The sequence below is a fragment of the Bradyrhizobium sp. HKCCYLS20291 genome (assembly GCF_051167715.1).
Classification (GTDB): domain Bacteria; phylum Pseudomonadota; class Alphaproteobacteria; order Rhizobiales; family Xanthobacteraceae; genus Bradyrhizobium.
The window spans coordinates 334096-354276 of record NZ_JBNPTO010000002.1 but is presented as its reverse complement, the minus strand read 5'-3'; the positions used below and the strand labels follow the sequence as shown (position 1 = coordinate 354276).

General features: G+C 65.2%; 19 protein-coding genes. 9 read left to right on the top strand and 10 right to left on the bottom strand.

Annotated elements, in window-relative coordinates; translation table 11 throughout:
• Nucleotides 1-68: 68 nt before the first annotated feature.
• The 7 genes from ACQR07_RS05600 to ACQR07_RS05570 all read right to left on the bottom strand — a co-directional run bounded on the left by ACQR07_RS05600 (nucleotide 69) and on the right by ACQR07_RS05570 (nucleotide 8687).
• Complete coding sequence (locus tag ACQR07_RS05600) at nucleotides 69-1289, bottom strand: phenylacetate--CoA ligase family protein (protein WP_434901755.1); 1221 nt, start codon at nucleotides 1287-1289, stop codon at nucleotides 69-71.
• A 127-nt stretch (nucleotides 1290-1416) separates the two neighbouring features.
• The gene (locus ACQR07_RS05595; protein WP_434901343.1) at nucleotides 1417-2256 is read right to left on the bottom strand and encodes an ABC transporter ATP-binding protein; all 840 of its coding nucleotides are present in this window, start codon (nucleotides 2254-2256) and stop codon (nucleotides 1417-1419) included.
• Between the two features lie 164 nt (nucleotides 2257-2420).
• Complete coding sequence (locus tag ACQR07_RS05590) at nucleotides 2421-3707, bottom strand: ABC transporter substrate-binding protein (protein ID WP_434901342.1); 1287 nt, start codon at nucleotides 3705-3707, stop codon at nucleotides 2421-2423.
• Between the two features lie 57 nt (nucleotides 3708-3764).
• Complete coding sequence (locus ACQR07_RS05585; RefSeq protein ID WP_434901341.1) at nucleotides 3765-4838, bottom strand: branched-chain amino acid ABC transporter permease; 1074 nt, start codon at nucleotides 4836-4838, stop codon at nucleotides 3765-3767.
• A gap of 3 nt (nucleotides 4839-4841) precedes the next feature.
• Nucleotides 4842-5735 carry a branched-chain amino acid ABC transporter permease gene (locus ACQR07_RS05580; RefSeq protein WP_434870338.1) on the bottom strand — a complete coding sequence of 298 codons (894 nt, stop codon included), beginning with the start codon at nucleotides 5733-5735 and terminating at the stop codon, nucleotides 4842-4844.
• Nucleotides 5736-5937: 202 nt separating this feature from the next.
• Nucleotides 5938-7869 carry a long-chain fatty acid--CoA ligase gene (locus tag ACQR07_RS05575; RefSeq protein ID WP_434901340.1) on the bottom strand — a complete coding sequence of 644 codons (1932 nt, stop codon included), beginning with the start codon at nucleotides 7867-7869 and terminating at the stop codon, nucleotides 5938-5940.
• A complete protein-coding gene (locus tag ACQR07_RS05570; RefSeq protein ID WP_434901339.1) occupies nucleotides 7866-8687 on the bottom strand; it encodes an ABC transporter ATP-binding protein in 822 nt (273 codons plus the stop codon). Before ACQR07_RS05570 ends, ACQR07_RS05575 begins: the two co-directional genes overlap by 4 nt.
• A gap of 334 nt (nucleotides 8688-9021) precedes the next feature.
• Here ACQR07_RS05570 and ACQR07_RS05565 point away from each other — a divergent pair, with 334 nt between their 5' ends.
• The 3 genes from ACQR07_RS05565 (at nucleotide 9022) to fcl (ending at nucleotide 11885) form a co-directional block, all read left to right on the top strand.
• On the top strand, nucleotides 9022-9696 hold the full coding sequence (locus ACQR07_RS05565) for a Crp/Fnr family transcriptional regulator (protein ID WP_434901338.1): 675 nt from the start codon (nucleotides 9022-9024) through the stop codon (nucleotides 9694-9696).
• Between the two features lie 133 nt (nucleotides 9697-9829).
• Nucleotides 9830-10912, top strand: coding sequence for a GDP-mannose 4,6-dehydratase (gene gmd, locus ACQR07_RS05560; RefSeq protein ID WP_434901337.1), 1083 nt, complete (start codon nucleotides 9830-9832; stop codon nucleotides 10910-10912).
• The gene (fcl, locus tag ACQR07_RS05555; protein WP_434901336.1) at nucleotides 10896-11885 is read left to right on the top strand and encodes a GDP-L-fucose synthase; all 990 of its coding nucleotides are present in this window, start codon (nucleotides 10896-10898) and stop codon (nucleotides 11883-11885) included. Before gmd ends, fcl begins: the two co-directional genes overlap by 17 nt.
• Before the next feature lie 103 nt (nucleotides 11886-11988).
• Here the strand turns inward: fcl and ACQR07_RS05550 are convergent, their stop codons facing one another.
• Nucleotides 11989-12831, bottom strand: coding sequence for a uroporphyrinogen-III synthase (locus ACQR07_RS05550; RefSeq protein ID WP_434901335.1), 843 nt, complete (start codon nucleotides 12829-12831; stop codon nucleotides 11989-11991).
• A 154-nt stretch (nucleotides 12832-12985) separates the two neighbouring features.
• Between ACQR07_RS05550 and purU the strand changes: the two genes are divergently transcribed.
• Nucleotides 12986-13849 (top strand): formyltetrahydrofolate deformylase, encoded by an 864-nt coding sequence (purU, locus tag ACQR07_RS05545; protein WP_434870331.1) that lies wholly within the window; start codon nucleotides 12986-12988, stop codon nucleotides 13847-13849.
• Here the strand turns inward: purU and ACQR07_RS05540 are convergent.
• Both ACQR07_RS05540 and ACQR07_RS05535 read right to left on the bottom strand, forming a co-directional pair.
• Nucleotides 13792-14706 (bottom strand): NAD-dependent epimerase/dehydratase family protein, encoded by a 915-nt coding sequence (locus tag ACQR07_RS05540; protein ID WP_434901334.1) that lies wholly within the window; start codon nucleotides 14704-14706, stop codon nucleotides 13792-13794. The genes purU and ACQR07_RS05540 overlap by 58 nt on opposite strands.
• 115 nt (nucleotides 14707-14821) lie before the next feature.
• On the bottom strand, nucleotides 14822-15109 hold the full coding sequence (locus tag ACQR07_RS05535) for a hypothetical protein (RefSeq protein ID WP_434901333.1): 288 nt from the start codon (nucleotides 15107-15109) through the stop codon (nucleotides 14822-14824).
• 283 nt (nucleotides 15110-15392) lie between these two features.
• On the opposite strand from ACQR07_RS05535, the gene ACQR07_RS05530 reads away from it, so the two are divergent.
• From ACQR07_RS05530 to ACQR07_RS05510, 5 genes are all read left to right on the top strand, one after another.
• Nucleotides 15393-16574 (top strand): ABC transporter substrate-binding protein, encoded by a 1182-nt coding sequence (locus tag ACQR07_RS05530; protein ID WP_434901332.1) that lies wholly within the window; start codon nucleotides 15393-15395, stop codon nucleotides 16572-16574.
• A gap of 145 nt (nucleotides 16575-16719) precedes the next feature.
• Nucleotides 16720-17589 (top strand): branched-chain amino acid ABC transporter permease, encoded by an 870-nt coding sequence (locus ACQR07_RS05525; protein ID WP_434870327.1) that lies wholly within the window; start codon nucleotides 16720-16722, stop codon nucleotides 17587-17589.
• Between the two features lie 7 nt (nucleotides 17590-17596).
• Nucleotides 17597-18634, top strand: coding sequence for a branched-chain amino acid ABC transporter permease (locus ACQR07_RS05520; RefSeq protein ID WP_434901331.1), 1038 nt, complete (start codon nucleotides 17597-17599; stop codon nucleotides 18632-18634).
• The gene (locus tag ACQR07_RS05515) at nucleotides 18631-19377 is read left to right on the top strand and encodes an ABC transporter ATP-binding protein (RefSeq protein WP_434901330.1); all 747 of its coding nucleotides are present in this window, start codon (nucleotides 18631-18633) and stop codon (nucleotides 19375-19377) included. The genes ACQR07_RS05520 and ACQR07_RS05515 overlap by 4 nt, the downstream gene beginning before the upstream one ends.
• Nucleotides 19377-20093: an ABC transporter ATP-binding protein gene (locus tag ACQR07_RS05510; RefSeq protein ID WP_434901329.1), complete on the top strand. Its 717-nt coding sequence runs from the start codon at nucleotides 19377-19379 to the stop codon at nucleotides 20091-20093. Before ACQR07_RS05515 ends, ACQR07_RS05510 begins: the two co-directional genes overlap by 1 nt.
• The last annotated feature ends 88 nt before the right edge of the window (nucleotides 20094-20181 follow it).

The following is a 20181-nucleotide window of genomic DNA, read 5'->3' as shown; positions in this document are numbered from 1 at the left end:
GCGCATGGGCGGTGCCGGCCGCGCCGCTCATGCCGCCGCTGCAAGGCTTGGCCGCGCTGGAACCGGACTCAGCGTTCGTCGGCGATCACCTTGCCGTCGTTGGGCAGCGTGCCCGGCGCGACCAACTCGACCTGGCCGCCGAGTTTGGCAACGCTGCGCAGGCTGGCGTTCAGCGCCTCGGAAAGGCTGTCCGACGGCGAGGCGCATTCGGCCTTCAAGGTCATGGCGTCCGTCTCGCCCGCGCGGGTGACGACCAGGCGGAGGCGGCCGAGCTCGGGATGGCGCTTGCCGATTTCGGCGACCTGCTCGGGGCGCACGAACATGCCCTTGACCTTGGTGGTCTGGTCGGCGCGGCCCATCCAGCCCTTGATGCGCATGTTGGTCCGGCCGCACGGGCTGACGCCGGGCTGGGCGGCGGTGAGGTCGCCGAGCGCCAGGCGAATCCAGGGATGGTGGGGATCGAGCGAGGTGACGACGATCTCGCCGACATCGCCGGGCGCAACCGGATCGCCGGTGCCAGGGCGGACGATTTCGAAGATCAGATCCTCGTTCACGACCATGCCGTCGCGTGCGCTCGTCTCATAGGCGATGATGCCGAGGTCGGCGGTGCCGAACGCCTGATAGGCATCGATGCCGCGTGCCTTGATCTCTGCCTGTAGCGACGGCGGGAATGCGGCGCCCGACACCAGCGCGCGCTTGAGCGAGGAGACGTCGCGGCTGGCGCTGGCGGCGCCGTCGAGCAGGATCTTCAGGAAGTCGGGCGTGCCGCTGTAGCCGATCGGGCGATAGGCGTCGATCAGCTCGAACTGCGCCTCGGTATTTCCGGGCCCCGCGGGGATCACCGCGCAGCCGAGCGCGCGCGCCGAGGCGTCGAAGATGAAGCCGCCGGGCGTCAGATGGTAGCTGAAGGTGTTGAGGACGACGTCGCCGGGGCGGAAGCCCGAGGCGAACAGGGCGCGTGCGCCGCGCCAGGGATCGTTGTGCGCAGCCTCTGCCTCGAAAATCGGTCCGGGGGAGGTGAACAGCCGCGAGAACGCGCCGGGCGATTGCGCGACGAAGCCGCCGAATGGCGGCGCGGCCTTGTGCAGGGCCGGGAGCTCGGACTTTCGCAGGACCGGCAGCTGCACCAGCGCAGCGCGGGTTGTGATGGCACCGGGGTCGATGCCCTTGAGACGCTCGGCATAAGCGGGCGCCTTCGTGGCCGCACGCAGCACGTCGGGCAGGCGGCGGAACAGATCCTGCTCGCGCGCGGCGGGATCGCGGGTCTCGAGGGCGTCGTAGTGGGGCATCGTACCCAGTCCTTGAATCTTGCGGTCGTCATGCCCGGGCTTGTCCCGGGCATCCACGTCGTTCATCGTTGCGGCTCGCGCATGGATGGCCGGGTCAAGCCCCGGCCATGACGGGGAGAGAGTTCGGCTACAGCCACCGCTTCCGCCGCTTGAAGCTCTTCAGGTTCTTGAAGCTCTTGCGCTGGTCGCCGGCGCCGCCGAGGTAGAATTCCTTGACGTCCTCATTGTCGCGCAGGCTGTCCGCGGTGCCGTCGAGCACCACCTTGCCTTGCTCCATGATGTAGCCGTGGCTGGCCACCGACAGCGCCGCGCGCGCGTTCTGCTCGACGAGAAGAATGGTGACGCCGAGATCCCTGTTGATCTCCTTGATGATCGCGAACACTTCCTTCACGAGCAGCGGCGACAGGCCCATCGACGGCTCGTCCATCAGGATCATCTTCGGCCGCGCCATCAGCGCACGCCCGATCGCCAGCATCTGCTGCTCGCCGCCGGAGAGATAGCCGGCGAGGCCGGTGCGCTCCTTCAGCCGCGGGAAATAGTTGAACACCATCTCGATGTCGCTGTTGACCTCGCGGTCGCTGCGCGTGAACGCGCCGAGCTTGAGGTTTTCGAGCGAGGTCATGTCGGCGACGATGCGGCGGCCCTCCATGACCTGGAAGATGCCGCGGCGGACGATCTTCTCCGGATCGATGCCGTCGATCCGCGCGCCGTCAAACATGATCTCGCCGCGCGTGACCTCGCCATCCTCGGTCTTGAGCAGGCCGGAGATTGCCTTCAACGTCGTCGACTTGCCGGCGCCATTGGCGCCGAGCAGCGCGACGATCGCGCCCTTGGGCACATCGAGGCTGAGCCCGCGCAGCACCAGGATGACGTCATCATAGACGACCTCGATGTTGCGCACAGAGAGCAGCGGGGCGGCTGTCGCGCTGGCTGCGCCGGCTCGCGGAGTGTCGAGTGTCTCGGTCATTGTAGCTGTCCACTGCTGTCGTCCTCCGCGAAGGCGGGGGACCCAGTATTCCAGAGACGCCGATGCTCGATCGAGAGGCCGCGGCGTACTGGATCCCCCGCTTTCGCGGGGGATGACGATCGTGTATGGCGGCTGCCGAGGTTACTCAGCCGCCGCTCGCTAGCTTACCAACCCGCCCATTCGGCCTTGCGCGGCAGCTCGATGGTCTTGACCTTCTCGAGCTTGATCACGCCCTTCGCCATGAGGTCGTTGAGGTCGCCATCGGTCGGACCCGAGACGCGGGCGCGATAGAGGTCGACCTTCAAGGTGCCGCGGTGATCCTTCTCGGTCCAGGTCGAGGGGCTGCAGACGCCTTCCATACCGGCCGGCACCCAGTCCTTCTTCTGGTGGAAGCCCTTGGCGACGTTCTCGCCGGTGGCACCACCATTCTTCGCCGCCCAGTCAAGTGCTTCCTTCATGTAGAGCGAGGAGCAGACTGCGGCCACGTAGTGCACCGGGCGATAGATCTTGCCGGTGGGGTCGGACATCTTCGAGATCTCCTGCACCGTCTTCATGCCCGGCGCATCGCCGCCCCAGGCGACCGAGGTGCGCAGCGGGAAGATCACGCCATCGGCGGCGTCACCCGCGGTCTTGGCGGCGTTCTCGTCCATGCCCCAGACGTTGGCGAGGAACTGGATGTCGACGCCGGCATTCTTGCAGGCCTTCATCACCGAGATGTTGGAGGCCGCGGTGTTGCCGAGATAGGCGTAGTTGGCGCCGGAGCTCTTCAGGCTCAGGCACTGCGCGCTGTAGTCGCCCGGCGCCAGCGCGAACACCAGCGGCGGCAGCACCTCGAAGCCGAGCTCGGTGGCGAGCGCTTCGCCCGCGGCCTTCGGCGCGTTGGGGTAGGGATGGTTGGCGCCCATGTGGACGAACTTCGGCTTGCCCGGCTTGCCCTTGGCCTTCCAATCCTCAGCCGCCCAGGTCAGCTCGGCGCGCAGCGCGTCCGAGTAGCTCGGGCCGTAGAAGAAGTTGTAGGGCGCGGGCTTGGCCTTGCCGCTGGTGCCTTCCGGATCGGTCAGCGCGGCGGCGTAGGAGCCGGACATGTCCGGGATCTTGTCGTTGGCGAGGAAGCCGGTCAGCGCCTCGGTGTCGGCGGTGCCCCAGCCCATGATTGCCGCGACCTTGTTGTCCGGCGCCGACCACTTCTTGTACAGCGCGATCGCCTTCGGCACCTGGTAGCCATAGTCGTTGCTGTCGACCGCGAGCTGCTTGCCGCCGACGCCGCCATTCTTGTTGATCCAGGCGAAGGTGTCGACCACGGCCTGGCCGTAGGGCGTGCCGACGTCCGACGTGCCGCCGGAGAGATCCTGCAGATGGCCGATCGCGATCTGCTGCGCCTGGGCCGAGGTGGCGAAGGCGCCTGCGAGCAGCGCCAGCGCCGCCGAGCCGAGCCATGATTTCATCGTCATAGTGCTTCCTCCTGTGGTGGTCTGGGCCGGATTGTCGCCGGTCCCTGTTGGTTGGAATCAATGTGAGAACGGATAGAGCTTCCAGTACGTCTTGATCTGTCGCCAGCGATGCGCCAACCCATCCGGCTCGAACATCAAGAAGCCGATGATGATCAGGCCGATCGCGATCTCGCGCAGGAAGGTGATGTTGTTGTTGAGCGCGAGTGCCTTGTCGATGGCGCCGCCCTTGAGATGATGGCTAAGCCATTCCATCGATTCCGGCAGCAGCACGACGAAGGCGGTTCCCATCAAGGTGCCCATGACCGAACCGGTGCCGCCGATGATGATCATGGCCAGGAACAGGATCGAACGCTCGATGCCGAAACCTTCCTGCGAGACCACCAGCTGGTAGTGCGCATAAAGCGCGCCAGCGATTCCTGCGAAGAATGCGGCGAGGCCGAACGACAGCGTGCGGTACTTGGTCAGGTTGATGCCCATGATCTCGGCTGAGAGATAATGGTCGCGGATTGCGATCAGCGCGCGGCCGTCGCGGGTGTGCATCAAGTTGGTGACCAGGAGGTAGCAGACCAGCACGTAAGCGAGCACCACGTAGAAATATTGCCGGTCGCCGCGCAACGTGTAGCCGAAGATCGAGAATGGATTGGCGGAGGCCGGCACCGAGCCGCCGGAGAACCACTCCGCGCGCGAGAAGAAGTCGAGCAGGATGTATTGCGCGGCGAGCGTGGCGATGACGAGATAGAGCCCCTTCAGCCGGGCCGCCGGAATGCCGAACACGAGGCCGACCAGCGCCGTGACCACGCCGGCCAGCGGGATCGCGAAGAACACCGGGATGGCATAGGCGTTGTTGAGATAGGCCGAGGTGAAGGCGCCGAGCAGGAAGAAGCCGGCTTGGCCGATCGAGATCTGGCCGGTGAAACCGACCAGGATGTTCAGTCCGAGGGCGGCAATCGAGAAGATGCCGATCTGGATCGCGATCGACAACCAGAATTCCGTGAACACCTGCGGCGCGAAGCAAAGCAGGATCACGCCGGCAATCGCGAAGTTGCGGCTGGTTCTGGTCGGGAAGATCGTGGTGTCGGCCGCATAGGAGGTGCGGAAGTCACCGGCGGGAATGGTGGAACGTGCGACCATGGTTCAGATCCGCTCGATGTCTTTGGTGCCGAACAGGCCATAAGGTTTGATCATCAGGATGATGATCAGCACGTAGAACGGTGCGATCTCGTACAGATTGCCCCAGTGCAGATACTCGCTGTCGACATATTGTGCGATGTTCTCCAGCAGGCCGATGATGATGCCGCCGAGCACGGCACCGCCGACCGAGTCGAGACCGCCGAGGATCGCCGCCGGAAACACCTTGATGCCGTAGGCCGACAGGCCCGAGGAGACGCCGTTGACCACGGCAACGACGACGCCGGCCACGGCCGACACCGTCGCCGAGATCGCCCATGCCATCGCGAACACGCTCTTCACGGAGATGCCGAGCGATTGCGCGACCTGCTGGTTGAAGGCGGTGGCGCGCATCGCGAGACCGTATTTCGATGCTTTGAAGAACCAGGCCATGCCGAGCATCATCAGCACCGACACCACCAAGCTCATGACGTAGACGGTCTGGATCTGCAGCCCGAAGATGTCGACCGCCTTGCTGGCGAACACCGGCGGGAACGGCTGCGGGTTGACGCCGTAGATCCATTTCAGCGCCGCCTGGAACACGGTCGACAGGCCGATCGTCACCATGATGACGGAAATGATCGGCTCGCCGATCATCGGCCTGAGGATCACCACCTGCACCGCGATGCCGAATGCGAACATGAAGATCAGCGTCAGCGGCATGCCGGCCCAGAACGGCACCTGGAATTTGGTGAGCATCGTCCAGCACACCCAGGCGCCGATTAGCAGCAGCTCGCCTTGGGCGAAGTTGACGACCTGGGTGGCCTTGTAGATCAGCACGAACGACATCGCGACCACGCCATAGAGCGTGCCGACAACGAGGCCGTTGACCAGGAGCTGGATGAGGAAGGCGGTGTTCATGGTGTGGGCACGCTGTACCCCTCTCCCCTTGTGGGAGAGGGTGGCTGCGCGCAGCGCAGCCGGGTGAGGGGTTCTCTCCGCGGGCGAGCCAGGGGAGAGAGACCCCTCACCCGACCGCGTCCGCGTTGACCGGCGGAGATGCCCTCTCCCACAAGGGGAGAGGGCGCAGCCATGCGCAGCGCGGCTTGCTGGAGCATCCGCATCACTCCGCCGCCTCCGCCACGGCACCGTGCCCACCCAGATCGACCACCTTCAGCGTGGTGCGGATGCGTTGGGTGGTGCCGTCCTGGAAACGGATGACGGTGTCGACGGGGATGGCCGGCTTGCCGCCGTAGATGCCGTCGATGATATCGGCGTACTTCTCGTTGATCACGCTACGTCGCACTTTGCGGGTGCGGGTCAGCTCGCCGTCATCGGCGTCGAGTTCCTTGTAGAGCAGCAGGAAGCGGGCGATGCGCTGGGCCGGCGGCAGATGCGTGTTGACGGTCTCGACTTCCTTCTGCAGCAGCGCATAGACCTCGTTGCGCGAGGCAAGATCGGAATAGGTGGTGAACGCGATGCGGTTCTTCTCGGCCCATTTCGAGATGATTGAGTAGCGGATGCAGATCATCGCCGCGAGATGTTCGCGGCCGGCGCCGAGCACGACTGCCTCGGCGATATAGGGCGAGAATTTCAGCTTGTTCTCGATATATTGCGGCGAGAAGCGCTCGCCGCGCGCGGTCTCGGCGAGGTCCTTGATGCGGTCGATGACGACGAGCTGCTTGGCGTCGTTGAAATAGCCGGCATCGCCCGAATGCATCCAGCCGTCCTTGATGTCGGCCGTCGAGGCCTCCGGATTCTTGTAGTAGCCTAAGAACATGTTGGGATGGCGCACCAGGATCTCGCCGATGCCCTGGCTGTCGGGCTGCTCGATCTTGATCTCGATGTCGGCAGCCATCGGGACGCCGGTCGTATCGGGGTCGACCTTGTCGTCCGGATGCAGCGTGTAGGCGCCTAGCAGCTCGGTCTGGCCGTACAGCGTCCGCAGCGGCACGCCCATGGCGCGGAAGAACTTGAAGGTGTCGGGCCCGAGCGCCGCACCACCGGTTGCGGCCGAGCGCAGCCGGGTGAAGCCGAGCCGGTCGCGCAGCGCCCGGAACAGCAGCATGTTGGCAAAACTGGAATGCTGGCCTTTTTCGAGTGCGGCGAGGCCGCTCGACATGCCCATGTGATAGAGCCGCTGCTTCAGCGGCGAGGCATCCATGACAGCGGCACGGACGTCGGCGGCGATCTGCTCCCAGACGCGCGGCGCGAACAGCACGAACGTCGGCGCGATCTCGCGAAAATCGTTCATCATCGTATCCGGCTCTTCGACGAAGTTGACCTTCATCCGGCAGAGCAGACCTTTGCCGAGCACGTAGACCTGTTCCATGATCCACGGCAGCGGCAGCACCGAGACGTATTCGTCGTCCGGTCCCTTTGGATCGAACGCGAGATAGGTGGCGCAGTGCTTGAGCACGCGCCCGGCCGAGAGCATCGCGAGCTTGGGATGCGACGTGGTGCCCGAGGTGGTGCAGAGGATGGCAACGTCATCGCCGACCGTCGCATCGACCATGCGGTCGTAGAGATCGGGCTCGCGCGCCGCGCGGGCGCGGCCGAGTTCGGCGAGCTTGTCGGCGGGCATCAGCCTGATATCGTCGTATTTCCGCATGCCGCGCGGATCGGAGTAGACGATGTGCTTCAGCGCCGGCACCCGCTCGGCGAGGTTCAGCAGCTTGTCGACCTGCTCCTCGTCCTCGGCGAACACGAGTCGCGCCTCGCCGTAGTTCAGGAGATAGGCCGCTTCGTCGTCGAGCACGTCGCGATACAGGCCGAGGCTATGGCCCCGGATCGCATGCGTCGCGATCTCGGCGGCGACCCAGTCCGGCCGGTTGTCACCGATGATGCCGACGACGTCGTCCTTGCCGAGTCCGAGTTCGGTCATGCCCAGGGCGAAATCGCGCACACGGGCCTGGTAGTCCGCCCAGCTGTAGGTGCGCCAGAGACCGAGATCCTTCTCGCGCAGCGCTATCTCCGTGCCGTGCTCTTTCGCATTGAGCCGCAGCAGCTTCGGATAGGTGTCGGCCTGCTTGACGCGATCAGCATAGTCCATCATGCGGCGTCCTCCGCGATGGACGGCGCCTCGTCTGGATCGACCAGCAGCTCGTCCTCCTCGCCGAGATACGCGCGCTTGACATGCGGATCGGCGAGCACGGCTGCGGGATCGCCCTCCGCGATCTTGCGGCCGAAATCGAGCACCATGACGCTATGGGAGATGTCCATGACGACGCCCATGTCGTGCTCGATCATCACGACCGTCATGCCGTATTCTTCGTTCAGATCGACGATGTAGCGGGCCATGTCCTCCTTCTCCTCGAAGTTCATGCCGGCCATCGGCTCGTCGAGGAGAATGAGATGCGGCTCCAGCGCCATAGCGCGCGCCAGCTCGACGCGCTTGCGCAGGCCGTAGGAGAGGGTGCCGGCCGGTGCCTTGCGCACCGACTGCAGGTCGAGGAAGTCGATGATCTGCTCGACCTTCTCGCGATGCTTCAGCTCCTCGCGCCGCGCACCCGTGAGCCAGTACAGCGAGCCGGTGAGGAAGTTGTTCTTCAGGAGATGGTGCCGCCCGACCATGATGTTGTCGAGCACGCTCATGTGGTGGAACAGCGCGAGGTTCTGGAAGGTGCGGCCGATGCCGATATTGGCGCGCGCATTCGGCGGCATGCCGGTGATGTCGCGGCCGCGGTGGAACAGGCGGCCCTCGGTCGGCTTGTAGCGGCCGGAGATGCAGTTGACGATCGAGGTCTTGCCCGCGCCGTTGGGTCCGATGATCGAGAACAGCTCGCCCTCGCGAACGCCGAAGCTGACGTCGGTCAGGGCTCGCACCCCACCGAAACGCAACGAAACTCCGCGCGCTTCCAACGTATAGTCCAAGTCGTCCTCCCGAACGGTGTTTTAGGCGCTTGGCGCGCTCTTCAGGCATCGTGTCGCGCGACGTTCGTTCGTCGCTTTGGCTGCGATCCTATCCCGGGGGCAGGTTCCGCGCCATCCGACGAATGACGGGCCGCCCGGGCGGGCGCATTTTGCCGCATCTCGAAGCGCCCAGCGTTGTCCGCAGCGGGATTCGGGCGCCGATTGCGGTGGTCCTCGATAGGGGAAAGCGCTATCAGGAACTGTCTTGCGCCTGACATTTCCCAGGCAAAATTCACCACCGGATTGTTGCGATGCAATATCGTCGCCGCAAGAGTCGAAGTGACGAGATGACGGCTTGATCTCTCCCGATACCCTGCTGCGCATCGCGCCCTGGTCGCGCCATTTGAAGCCCGATGAAATCGATACGGCGTCGGCCGGCGTCGTCGAGCGATCCTACGCGGCCAACGAGCACATCTTCCTGCGCGGCGACCAGTTCGATTACTGGACCGGGATCGTCACTGGTCTTGCGCGCATGAGCACCGTCTCGCGCGGCGGCAAGGCGACGACCTTCGCTGGCATGTCGGCGGGCGCCTGGTTCGGCGAGGGCAGCGTGCTGAAGAACGAGCCGCGCCGCTACGACGTGGTGGCGCTACGCGCCACCCGCGTTGCGCTGATGGAGCGGCCGACCTTCATGTGGCTGTTCGAGAACAGCGTCGGTTTCAACCGCTTCCTCGTCACCCAGCTCAACGAGCGCCTCGGCCAGTTCATCGGCCTGGTGGAGGTCGGCCGCACGCTGGACGCCACCGCGCGGCTCGCCCGCAGCATCGCCTCGCTGTTCAATCCGATCCTCTATCCCAACACGACCCGCCACCTCGAGATCACCCAGGAGGAGATCGGGGCGCTGTCGGGCCTGTCGCGACAAAACGCCAACCAATGTCTCAAGGCGCTGGAACGCGAGGGCCTGCTCCGGGTGGAGTATGGCGGCGTGACGGTCCTCGACCTCGACCGCCTGCGCTGCTACGGGGACTAGATCAGACCCCGCGCCGGACGCTCACTCCGGCGCGCCGGCGGGCGATTTCCAGTGCGCTTGACCCACGGCCTCGGCTATGGACTGCTCACTTGGAATGGAGGTCCGGAAGGGCAGCGACGGTGTTGGAGTGAAGATGGCGAGGCAGGACTGCAGAGGCCGGGTGGCGCTGATCACGGGCGTGACCGGGCAGGACGGTGCCTATTTGGCCGAATACCTGCTCGGCCTCGGTTATACGGTGCACGGCATCAAGCGGCGATCATCGTCCTTCAACACAGCGCGGATCGATCACCTCTACCAGGACCCTCACGAAGGCGACGTGCCGTTCCTGCTGCACTATGGCGACATGACCGATTCCACCAACCTGATCCGGCTGGTGCAGCAGATTCGCCCCGACGAGATCTACAACCTCGCCGCCCAGAGCCATGTCGGCGTCAGCTTCGAGAGCCCGGAATATACCGCCAATGCGGATGCCCTCGGCGTCCTGCGGCTGTTGGAAGCCATTCGCATTCTCGGGATGGAGAAGCAGACGCGCTTCTACCAGGCCTCGACCTCGGAGCTCTATGGCCTGGTCCAGGAAATCCCACAGCGGGAAACCACCCCATTCTATCCGCGCTCGCCCTATGGCTGCGCCAAGCTCTACGGCTACTGGATCACGGTGAACTATCGTGAGGCCTATGGGATGTTCGCCTGCAACGGCATCCTGTTCAACCATGAGAGTCCGATCCGCGGCGAGACCTTCGTCACGCGCAAGATCACCCGCGGCGTCGCCCGGATCGAGACCGGCCTGGAAGAGACGATCTATCTCGGCAATCTCGAGGCCAAGCGCGACTGGGGCCATGCCCGCGACTATGTCGAGGGCATGCATCGCATCCTCCAGGCCGATACGCCGGACGATTTCGTGCTGGCGACCGGCGAGACGCATTCGGTGCGCGAGCTGGTCGAGCTCGCATTTGCCGAGGTCGATCGCCGCATCGAATGGCGGGGCGAGGGGGTCGAGGAGACCGGCATCGATTGCAAGTCCGGCAAGGCGGTGGTGCGGATCGATCCGACCTATTTCCGGCCCACCGAGGTCGACCTCCTGATCGGCGATTGCAGCAAGGCGCGCGACAAGCTCGGTTGGACACCGAAGACGAGCTTCGCGCAGCTGGTGAGGGAAATGGTCTCGAGCGATCTGAGTGCCGCGCGGCAGGAGGCTGCCCATGGCAGCGCCGTTTGAGCTTGCGGGCAAACGTGTCTTCGTGGCTGGCCATCGCGGGATGGTCGGCAGTGCGCTGGCGCGGCGGCTGGCAAACGAGGGCGTCGAGCTTCTGACGGTGCCGCGCAGCGAGGTCGACCTGCGCGACCAGGCTGCGGTGTTCGCGTGGTTTGCGCAGGCCAGGCCGCAGGTGGTTTTCCTGGCGGCCGCCAAGGTCGGCGGCATCGTCGCCAACAATACGCTGCGCGCCGAGTTCATCTACGACAACATTGCGATCGCCACCAACGTCATCCACGCCGCGCATGTGAACGGTGTCGAGAAGCTGATGTTTCTCGGCTCCTCCTGCATCTATCCGAAGCTCGCCGCGCAGCCGCTGCGCGAGGACGCGATGCTGACCGGCCCTCTCGAACCGACCAACGAGCCCTATGCGATCGCCAAGATCGCGGGCATCAAGATGGTCGAGGCTTATCGCAGCCAGTATGGGGCCGATTTCATCAACGTCATGCCGACCAATCTGTACGGTCCCGGCGACAACTATCATCCCGAATACAGCCACGTCGTCGCGGCGCTGATCCGTCGCTTCCACGAGGCGAAGCTCTCGGATGCGCCTGATGTCGTGGTGTGGGGCACCGGCACGCCGCGGCGCGAGTTTCTCTACGTCGACGACATGGCGGATGCCTGCGTGCATCTGATGAAGACCTATTCGCATGACGAACTGGTCAACATCGGCACCGGCGAGGACATCACGATCGCCGATTTCGCTCGTGTGGTGGCCGAAGCCGTCGGCTATCAGGGCCGCATCAGCTTCGATCCCTCGCGGCCCGACGGTACGCCGCGCAAGCTGCTCGACGTCTCGCGGCTCGCCAGGCTCGGCTGGCGCGCGACGACGTCGCTGGAGGACGGCATCGCGCGCGCGTATCAAGCATTCCTGAAGGAGACGGGCCAGGCCGCTGAGCCCTCCGCCGTCGTCCCGGCCTCGAGCCGGGACCCATAGCCACCGAACGTCGCGGGACGCGCGGTACGGGCCGCCTGCCCATTTCGGAAATCACGCGGTATGGGTCCCGGGCCAAGCCCGGGGTCAAGCCCGGACGACACCGTTAGTTGGGTGAAACGCGTGGCGCCTTCACGCCCAGCGCCGTCGCCATGGCCGAGATCAGCGGCTTCATGAAATACGCCTCGCCTGCCGGCGTGATCGACGGCGACAGCCCGTGCGCCGCCAACTCATCGGTGACCACCGGACCCACCGACGCGATCGGCGTGCGCGCCAGGCCCTGGCGCAGCCGATTCTCCACGCCATGCGCCTTGGCGACATCGAACAATCGCCGCGGCTGTCCCGAGCTGGTCAGCGCGATCGCATCGACCTTGCCGGCGGTCATCTCGTCGATGGCGGTGAGGATGTTGGCGTCGGCCGCCTTGGCGTCGTAGGCGTAGGGCAGCACGGGATCGACGTCGGCGCCGGTGGCGCTGATGGCATCGATCAGCGCCGAATGGTCCTTGTCGGGATAAAGCTGCAGGCCGAGCCGATGGCCCTTGAGATCGTGCTTTGCCAGCAGTTCGGCGACCCCCTCGGAGGTCGGCTTCTCGGTCGTGACCTGCGCCTCCAGCCCGAGCTCTCGCAGGGCGCGCCCCGGCTTGGGCCCACGGGTGAATCTGCGTGCCTTGCCCAGCGCAGCAATGAACTCCGCTTCCACCCCGATTCGGCGCACCACGGTCATCAGCCGCCGCAACCCCTCGCCGGTCATCAGCACGAGGTCATCGAACGGCCGGTCGATGCAGCGGCGGATCCAGGCCTCGACCGGGGCCGGGTCCGGCGCGTCCTGGATCGTGAACATCGGACATTGCAGCACGTCCGCGCCCTGCTCGGCGAGCAGCCGCGAGAACTGGGCCTCCTCGCGGGTTTCCAGGATCAGAATGCGGTTGCCGGTCAGCCTGTCAGCCATGGTCGTGCTCGAAGCTCGAGGGGGGATGTTTTGTTCATCCTGCCTGTACGCCGAGCGTTGGCGCAAGCCTGCGGACGGTGATAGAGCAGGGCCCGAACGGGCGACAAGCCTGCCGCATCATTCTCACTTCATCCTGCCCGGTGACGTTATCGCCATGTCCAACCACCAGTACGTCCTGACCCTGTCCTGCCCGGATCGTCCCGGGATCGTCTCCGCCGTTTCGACCTTCCTCGCCCACAATGGTCAGAACATTCTCGATGCCCAGCAGTTCGGCGACTTCGAGACGGGTCACTTCTTCATGCGCGTGGTGTTCACGGCGGCCGATCTTGCTGTCAACCTGCCGGCGCTGCAGACCGGCTTCGCGGCGATTGCCGAGCGCTTTGCGATGGACTGGCAGATGCGCGACCGCGCCGGCCAGCGCCGGGTGATGCTGCTGGTGTCGAAATTCGACCACTGCCTGGTCGACATCCTCTATCGCTGGCGCACCCGCGACCTCTCGATGATCCCGACCGCGATCGTCTCCAACCATCCGCGCGAGACCTATGCCGGACTCGATTTCGGCGACATTCCGTTCCACCACATGCCGGTGACCAGGGACACCAAGCGCGACCAGGAGCAGGCCATCCTGAAGCTGGTCGCTGACACCCAGACCGACCTCGTGGTGCTCGCCCGTTACATGCAGATCCTGTCGGACGAGATGTCGGCCGGCCTGTCAGGGCGCTGCATCAACATCCACCACTCTTTCCTGCCTGGCTTCAAGGGCGCAAAGCCCTATCACCAGGCGTATGAGCGCGGCGTCAAGCTGATCGGTGCCACGGCGCATTACGTCACCAGCGATCTCGACGAAGGTCCGATCATCGACCAGGACGTCGAGCGGATCAGCCATCGCGACACGCCCGAGGATCTCGTGCGCAAGGGCCGCGACATCGAGCGCCGCGTGCTGGCGCGGGCGATCCGCTATCACCTCGAGGACCGCGTCATCCTCAACGGCCGCAAGACGGTCGTGTTCATGGATTGATCGAAGCGGGGACGGAAATCGCGGGCGGCCCAGCCGAAATCACGGATCGCGGGCGTGGCGTCGAACGCCATGTCCTGGGTCATCCGCAGCCCCATCGCGACATTGGCCTCGGGGTACAGCGGCGCGATGAGCGGAAACAGCCGGCGCCAGACCGCGCCGGGAACGGACGGCATCCGCCTGTGCAGGCCGAGCCCGTCGAAGATCCGGCCGATCATCTCCCGGTAGGTCACCGTCTCACCGCCGCCGACCGCGTAGGTCCGGTTGGCCGCCGCGGGGGTGGCAGCCGCGGCCATCATGCCAGCGGCGAGGTCACCGGCGTGGATCGGCTGCCTCAGCCCGGTGCCGCCACCGACCAGCGGCATGACGCGGAAACGCCGGATCAGGCGCGCCAGCGGCGTGACGTTGCGGTCCTGCCCTTCGCAGTAGATCAGGGTCGGCCGCAGGATGGTCCAGCCGACACCGAGCCGTTCGCAGGTCTGGATGATGCTTTGCTCGGCATTGATCAGCGAGTGCCAGCCCGCCCGTTCGGAGGCGATCTCGCTGTCCTTCTTGGTCAGCACGCTGGTCGAGCTCAGGACCACGACACGGTCCGCGCCGGCCGCAAGCAGGTGCGGCAGCGCCGGCGCCAGCGACGTCGCATGCGTTGCGCAATACAGCGTCCCGGCCGCAGGAAGACGGAGAGATTCGGGATCATTCATGTCGCCGCCGAGATGGTCGACGTCGGCACGTCCATGCTCTGACCGGCCAACGTTCAAGGGACGTTCGCCGCGGGCCACGAGGTGGTCGAGCAGATAGGTGCCGACCAGGCCGCTGCCGCCGATCACGATGCTTTCAGGTCGATTGATCTTTCTGTCCACGCCAGTCTGTCCGGCCGCTTCTACCGGGAGGGGAGAAGACATGACGTGGGCGGATGTTCCTAACGCGGCTCAATCGGGTTGAAATAGAGGAGATCCACTGTGGGATCGCTCACCGTCAACGGCCCGAGCCGGCCGCCTGCGCGCCGGCGTTGGACTGCGTCTCCTTGTCGCGTTCGGCGGCCGGCAACTGCCGCAGCCGCTCGCGCTCCTGCATGAATCGATCGTATTCGACGGTGCCCGGCCGAGGCGGAGCGCCAGGGGGCAGACCGCCGGCCCATTGCGGCATCAAGTCGCCCATTCCGGCGCCGACCTTTTCATTGATCGACGAGCAGCCGGACAGGAGCGGGGCGGCCAAGGCCGAAACCAGCGCGAAGACAAGGACAGTATGCAATCGGCCGGACATGGGCTCGTGACCTTTCGCGCTACGGGCGACCCGCGGCTCGGACCCTAATGACTTGCGCGCGAATGGCAAAATTGGGCCGCCCCAGATTGGAAGTATCATTTTACCTCAATGGCCTGTGGTACGTTTCGGAAACCGATCGTCCACGAAGCCTCCAATGATCGCCATTGACAATAACGTGCCGAGTCCGCAGCGATGCACCCGCGATATCGTGAACGAGATCGCACAGGTGAGACAACAATGGCCGGGGGCTTTCGGCCCTGAATCGACCAGGGAGGTAGTTTCAATGTTCGTGCGAAACAAGACACTGACGCTGGCCGCCAGTGCGGCCTTGGCCGCGGCTGCGCTCGCGTCCGGTGCGGCGCGCGCCGAAGACGTGTTCAAGATCGGCCTGATCGTGCCGATGACCGGCGGTCAGGCATCGACCGGCAAGCAGATCGACAACGCGATCAAGCTCTACATGCAGCAGAACGGCGACACTGTCGCCGGCAAGAAGATCCAGGTCATCCTCAAGGATGATGCCGCGCTGCCCGACAACACCAAGCGGCTGGCGCAGGAACTGATCGTCAACGACAAGGTCAACGTGATCGCCGGCTTCGGCGTCACTCCGGCCGCGTTCGCCGCCGCGCCGCTCGCGACCCAGGGCAAGGTCCCGGAGGTCGTGATGGCTGCCGGCACCTCGATCATTACCGAGAAGTCGCCCTACATCGTGCGCACCAGCTTCACCCTGCCGCAGTCCTCGACCATCATCGGCGACTGGGCGGTCAAGAACGGCATCAAGAAGGTCGCGACGCTGACCTCCGACTATGCGCCGGGCAATGACGCGCTGGCCTCGTTCAAGGAGCATTTCACCGCCGGCGGCGGCGAGATCGTCGAGGAGGTCAAGGTTCCGCTGGCCAATCCGGATTTCGCGCCGTTCCTGCAGCGCATGAAGGACGCCAAGCCGGACGCGATGTTCGTGTTCGTGCCGGCCGGCCAGGGCGGCAACTTCATGAAGCAGTATGCCGAGCGCGGGCTCGACAAGAGTGGCATCAAGGTGATCGGACCGGGCGACGTGACCGATGACGATCTGCTCAACGACATGGGCGACGCCGTGCTCGGGGCCGTGACGGCCCACATGTACTCGGCAGCGCATCCGTCGGCCAAGAACAAGGAGTTCGTCGCGGCCTACAAGAAGGCGTTCAACAGCCGTCCGGGCTTCATGGCCGTCGGCGGCTATGACGGCATCCACCTGATCTACGAGTCCATCAAGAAGGCCGGCGGCAAGACCGATGGCGACTCGCTACTCGCGGCGATGAAGGGCATGGCCTGGGAAAGCCCGCGCGGCCCGATCTCGATCGATCCGGAAACCCGCGACATCGTGCAGAACATCTACATCCGCAAGGTCGAGAAGGTCGACGGCGAACTCTACAACGTCGAGTTCCAGACCTTCGAGGCCGTCAAGGATCCGGGCAAGGCCAAGAAGTAACACCTCTTTCTCGCGTCATGGCCGGGCTTGTTCCGGCCATCCACGTCGTTCTCTTAGGAAAGCGCAACGTGGATGCCCGGGACAAGCCCGGGCATGACGGAGTTTGGAACTCCTTGCCCATCTCTCTTCTCTGGTCGCGTGATTCATGACCGCTATCCTCACCAACCTGTTCGACGGCGTCGCCTATGGCATGCTGCTGTTCGTGCTGGCCTGCGGTCTTGCCGTGACGCTTGGCCTGATGAACTTCGTCAATCTCGCCCACGGCGCCTTCGCGATGGCCGGCGGTTACGCCTGCGCCGTGCTCGTCAACCGGATGGGCTGGCCGTTCTTCGCGGCCCTGCCGCTCGCCTTCGTCGCGAGCGCCATCATCGGCGCCGTGCTCGAGCGCACGCTGTATCAGCATCTCTACACCCGCAGCCATCTCGATCAGGTGCTGTTCTCGATCGGGCTCGTCTTCATGTCGGTCGCGGCGGTCGACTACGTGATGGGATCCTCGCGCATCTTCATCAAGTTGCCGGACGTGCTGCAGGGCCAGTTCGACATCTTCGGCGTCGGCGTCGGCCGCTACCGGCTCATGATCATCGCGATCTGTGGTCTGCTCACGGTGGGGCTGCAGCTGGTGCTCTCCAAGACGCGGTTCGGCAGCCGGCTGCGCGCGGCAGTTGACGACCCGCGTGCGGCGAGCGGTCTCGGCATCAACGTGCCGCAGGTGTTCGCCTTCACTTTCGCTTTCGGGTGCGGCCTCGCCGGCCTCGGCGGCGCGCTGAGCGCGGAGATCCTCGGCCTCGATCCGTATTTCCCGCTGAAATTCATGATCTACTTTTTGATCGTGGTCACAGTCGGCGGCTCATCCTCGATCACCGGCCCGTTCCTCGCCTCGTTGCTGCTCGGCATCGGCGACGTCGCCGGCAAGTACTACGTGCCGAAGCTCGGCCCGTTCGTCATCTACACCATCATGATCGTGATCCTGATCTGGCGCCCGAACGGCCTGTTCGGTCGCACGGCGACGCGATGAGGATCGCATGACGACGAACGCACAAACCGAGGTCGGCTTCCACGCCAGGCAGCATGGCCGCTGGCACTGGAGCGAGTTCGCCTTCTGGATCGTCGTGCTGGCGGTGGGATTCGCGTTTCCCTCGCGCTACCTGATCATGACCGAGATCCTGCGGCTGGCGCTGTTCGCGCTGTCGCTCGACCTGATCCTCGGTTACGCCGGCATCGTTTCGCTCGGCCACGCCGCCTTCTTCGGCGTCGGCGCCTACTGCGCCGGCCTGTTGTCGGTGCATGGGATCATCAACGAGCCGGTGCTGGCGCTGATCGTGGCCGGCCTTGCCGCGACGGTGCTCGGTTTTGCGACCAGCTTCCTGGTGATCCGCGGCGTCGACCTGACGCGACTGATGGTGACGCTCGGCATCGCGCTGCTGATGGAGGCGCTCGCGGAGCGCTTCTCCAACATCACCGGCGGCACCGACGGCCTGCAGGGCATCGACATTCAGCCGATCTTCGGATTGTTCGCCTTCGACATGTTCGGCAGGACCGGCTTCTTCTATGCGTTGGCGGTGCTGTTCGTGCTGTTCCTGCTGGCCCGGATCATCGTGCATTCGCCGTTCGGCCTGTCGCTGCGCGCGATCAAGAACAATCCGCTGCGTGCGTCGGCCATCGGCATTCCCGTCAACAAGCGCCTGATCGCGATCTACACGGTCGCGGCGTTCTACGCCGGCATTGCCGGGGCGCTGTTCACACAGACCACGGCGCTGGCCTCGCTCGACGTGTTCTCCTTCGAGCGCTCCGCTGACCTCGTGCTGATGCTCGTGATCGGCGGCTCCGGCTATCTCTATGGCGGCCTGATCGGCGCGGCCGTGTTCCGGATGCTGCAGGAGCTGTTCCAGTGGATCACGCCGCAATACTGGATGTTCTGGATCGGCCTCGTGCTCGTCGTCATCGTGCTGGTTGGCCGCCATCGCATCCACGGCTATGCGCTGTGGCTGCCCAATTTGATCCTTCGGCAGATCGCCGGCCGCAAGGCCGCGGTGGCCCTCACTGATAATGAGGCGCCATGACCTACGCATTGGAAACCCGCGGCCTCGACAAGCATTTCGGCGGCCTTCACGTCACCCGCGACCTGTCGCTCAAGATCGCGCCCGGCGCGCGCCATGCGCTGATCGGGCCGAACGGCGCCGGCAAGACCACCGTGATCAATCAGCTCACCGGCGTGCTGGAGCCGAGCGCGGGGCGCATCCTGCTGGAAGGCCAGGACATCACCGATCTGCCGGTACACCAGCGCGTCTTGCGCGGGCTGTCGCGGACCTTCCAGATCAATCAGCTCTACCCAGACCTGACGCCGCTGGAGACGATCGGCCTCGCGGTTTCGGAGCGGCTCGGCGGCGGTGGCAATTGGTGGCGGCGCATGGGGACGCGCGACGACATCAATGCCGAGATTGCCGAGACCTTGGAACGCTTCCGCCTGCTCGACGTGATGAACGACCGCACCTCGACCTTGCCCTATGGCAAGCAGCGTCTGCTCGAGATCGCGGTCGCGATTGCTGCCAAGCCCCGAGTGCTGCTGCTCGACGAGCCCGCCGCCGGCGTGCCCGAGGGCGAGCGCAAGGACATTCTCGCCGCCGTCGCCGCGCTGCCGCGCGACGTCACGGTGCTGCTGATCGAGCACGATATGGATCTGGTCTTTTCCTTCGCCGACCGCATCTCGGTTCTGGTTTCCGGCGCGCTGCTGGTCGAGGGGGCGCCGGACGAGGTCGCGCGCGATCCGCAGGTCAAGGCGGTCTATCTCGGCGAGGCCGCGTGATGACCGATCTGCTCAGCATCGAGAATCTCCGCGCCGGCTACGGCCAGGCCGTCGTGTTGCCGAACATGTCGCTGAAGCTGCCGGAAGGCCAGGTTCTGGCGCTGCTCGGCCGCAACGGCACCGGCAAGACCACGCTGATCAACTCCATCGTCGGCGTCACCCGGCGCTTCTCCGGCACGATTGCGCTGGGCGGCACCGACATCACGAGCCTTCGCGCCGACCAGCGCGCCCGCGCCGGCATCGGCTGGGTGCCGCAGGAGCGCAACATCTTCCGCTCGCTGACGGTTGAGGAGAACATGACCGCAGTGGCGCAGCCGGGGCCGTGGACGGTCGAGCGTGTCTACCAGATGTTTCCGCGCCTCAAGGAGCGCCGCAACAATTTCGGCAACCAGCTGTCGGGCGGCGAGCAGCAGATGCTGGCGATCGGCCGGGCGCTCACCCTGAACCCCAAGGTGCTGCTGCTGGACGAGCCGACCGAGGGGCTTGCGCCGATCATCGTCGAAGAACTGCTGGCGGCCATTGGCACCATCAGCCGCGCCGGTGGGCTGTGCTCGATCATCGTCGAGCAGCATGCGCAGAAGCTGCTCACGCTGGCCGATCGGGTTGTGATCCTGGAGCGCGGCGCCATCGTACACGACGCGCCGTCCAGCGCCCTGAAGGCCGATCCCGCCCCGCTGGAGCGGCATCTCGGGGTCGCCAGCGCCGCGGCGCATTGATCCGTCGACGGGCTTGAACGACCGTCAAGTCAGCGTCATCTTCGGTTGTGGCGGTCGGGATGTTCGCGCCATCAGCTGCGGAGCTGGC

Bases quoted from the DNA above. Each gene is read 5' to 3' on its own strand.
- ACQR07_RS05510 (WP_434901329.1), top strand. From the start codon at position 19,377: ATGACCGATCTGCTCAGCATCGAGAATCTCCGCGCCGGCTACGGCCAG.
- ACQR07_RS05530 (WP_434901332.1), top strand. From the start codon at position 15,393: ATGTTCGTGCGAAACAAGACACTGACGCTGGCCGCCAGTGCGGCCTTG.
- ACQR07_RS05580 (WP_434870338.1), bottom strand. From the start codon at position 5,735: ATGAACACCGCCTTCCTCATCCAGCTCCTGGTCAACGGCCTCGTTGTC.
- ACQR07_RS05595 (WP_434901343.1), bottom strand. From the start codon at position 2,256: ATGACCGAGACACTCGACACTCCGCGAGCCGGCGCAGCCAGCGCGACA.
- purU (WP_434870331.1), top strand. From the start codon at position 12,986: ATGTCCAACCACCAGTACGTCCTGACCCTGTCCTGCCCGGATCGTCCC.
- ACQR07_RS05575 (WP_434901340.1), bottom strand. From the start codon at position 7,869: ATGATGGACTATGCTGATCGCGTCAAGCAGGCCGACACCTATCCGAAG.
- ACQR07_RS05585 (WP_434901341.1), bottom strand. From the start codon at position 4,838: ATGGTCGCACGTTCCACCATTCCCGCCGGTGACTTCCGCACCTCCTAT.
- ACQR07_RS05535 (WP_434901333.1), bottom strand. From the start codon at position 15,109: ATGTCCGGCCGATTGCATACTGTCCTTGTCTTCGCGCTGGTTTCGGCC.
- fcl (WP_434901336.1), top strand. From the start codon at position 10,896: ATGGCAGCGCCGTTTGAGCTTGCGGGCAAACGTGTCTTCGTGGCTGGC.
- ACQR07_RS05600 (WP_434901755.1), bottom strand. From the start codon at position 1,289: ATGCCCCACTACGACGCCCTCGAGACCCGCGATCCCGCCGCGCGCGAG.
- ACQR07_RS05515 (WP_434901330.1), top strand. From the start codon at position 18,631: ATGACCTACGCATTGGAAACCCGCGGCCTCGACAAGCATTTCGGCGGC.
- ACQR07_RS05520 (WP_434901331.1), top strand. From the start codon at position 17,597: ATGACGACGAACGCACAAACCGAGGTCGGCTTCCACGCCAGGCAGCAT.
- ACQR07_RS05590 (WP_434901342.1), bottom strand. From the start codon at position 3,707: ATGACGATGAAATCATGGCTCGGCTCGGCGGCGCTGGCGCTGCTCGCA.
- ACQR07_RS05550 (WP_434901335.1), bottom strand. From the start codon at position 12,831: ATGGCTGACAGGCTGACCGGCAACCGCATTCTGATCCTGGAAACCCGC.
- gmd (WP_434901337.1), top strand. From the start codon at position 9,830: ATGGCGAGGCAGGACTGCAGAGGCCGGGTGGCGCTGATCACGGGCGTG.
- ACQR07_RS05525 (WP_434870327.1), top strand. From the start codon at position 16,720: ATGACCGCTATCCTCACCAACCTGTTCGACGGCGTCGCCTATGGCATG.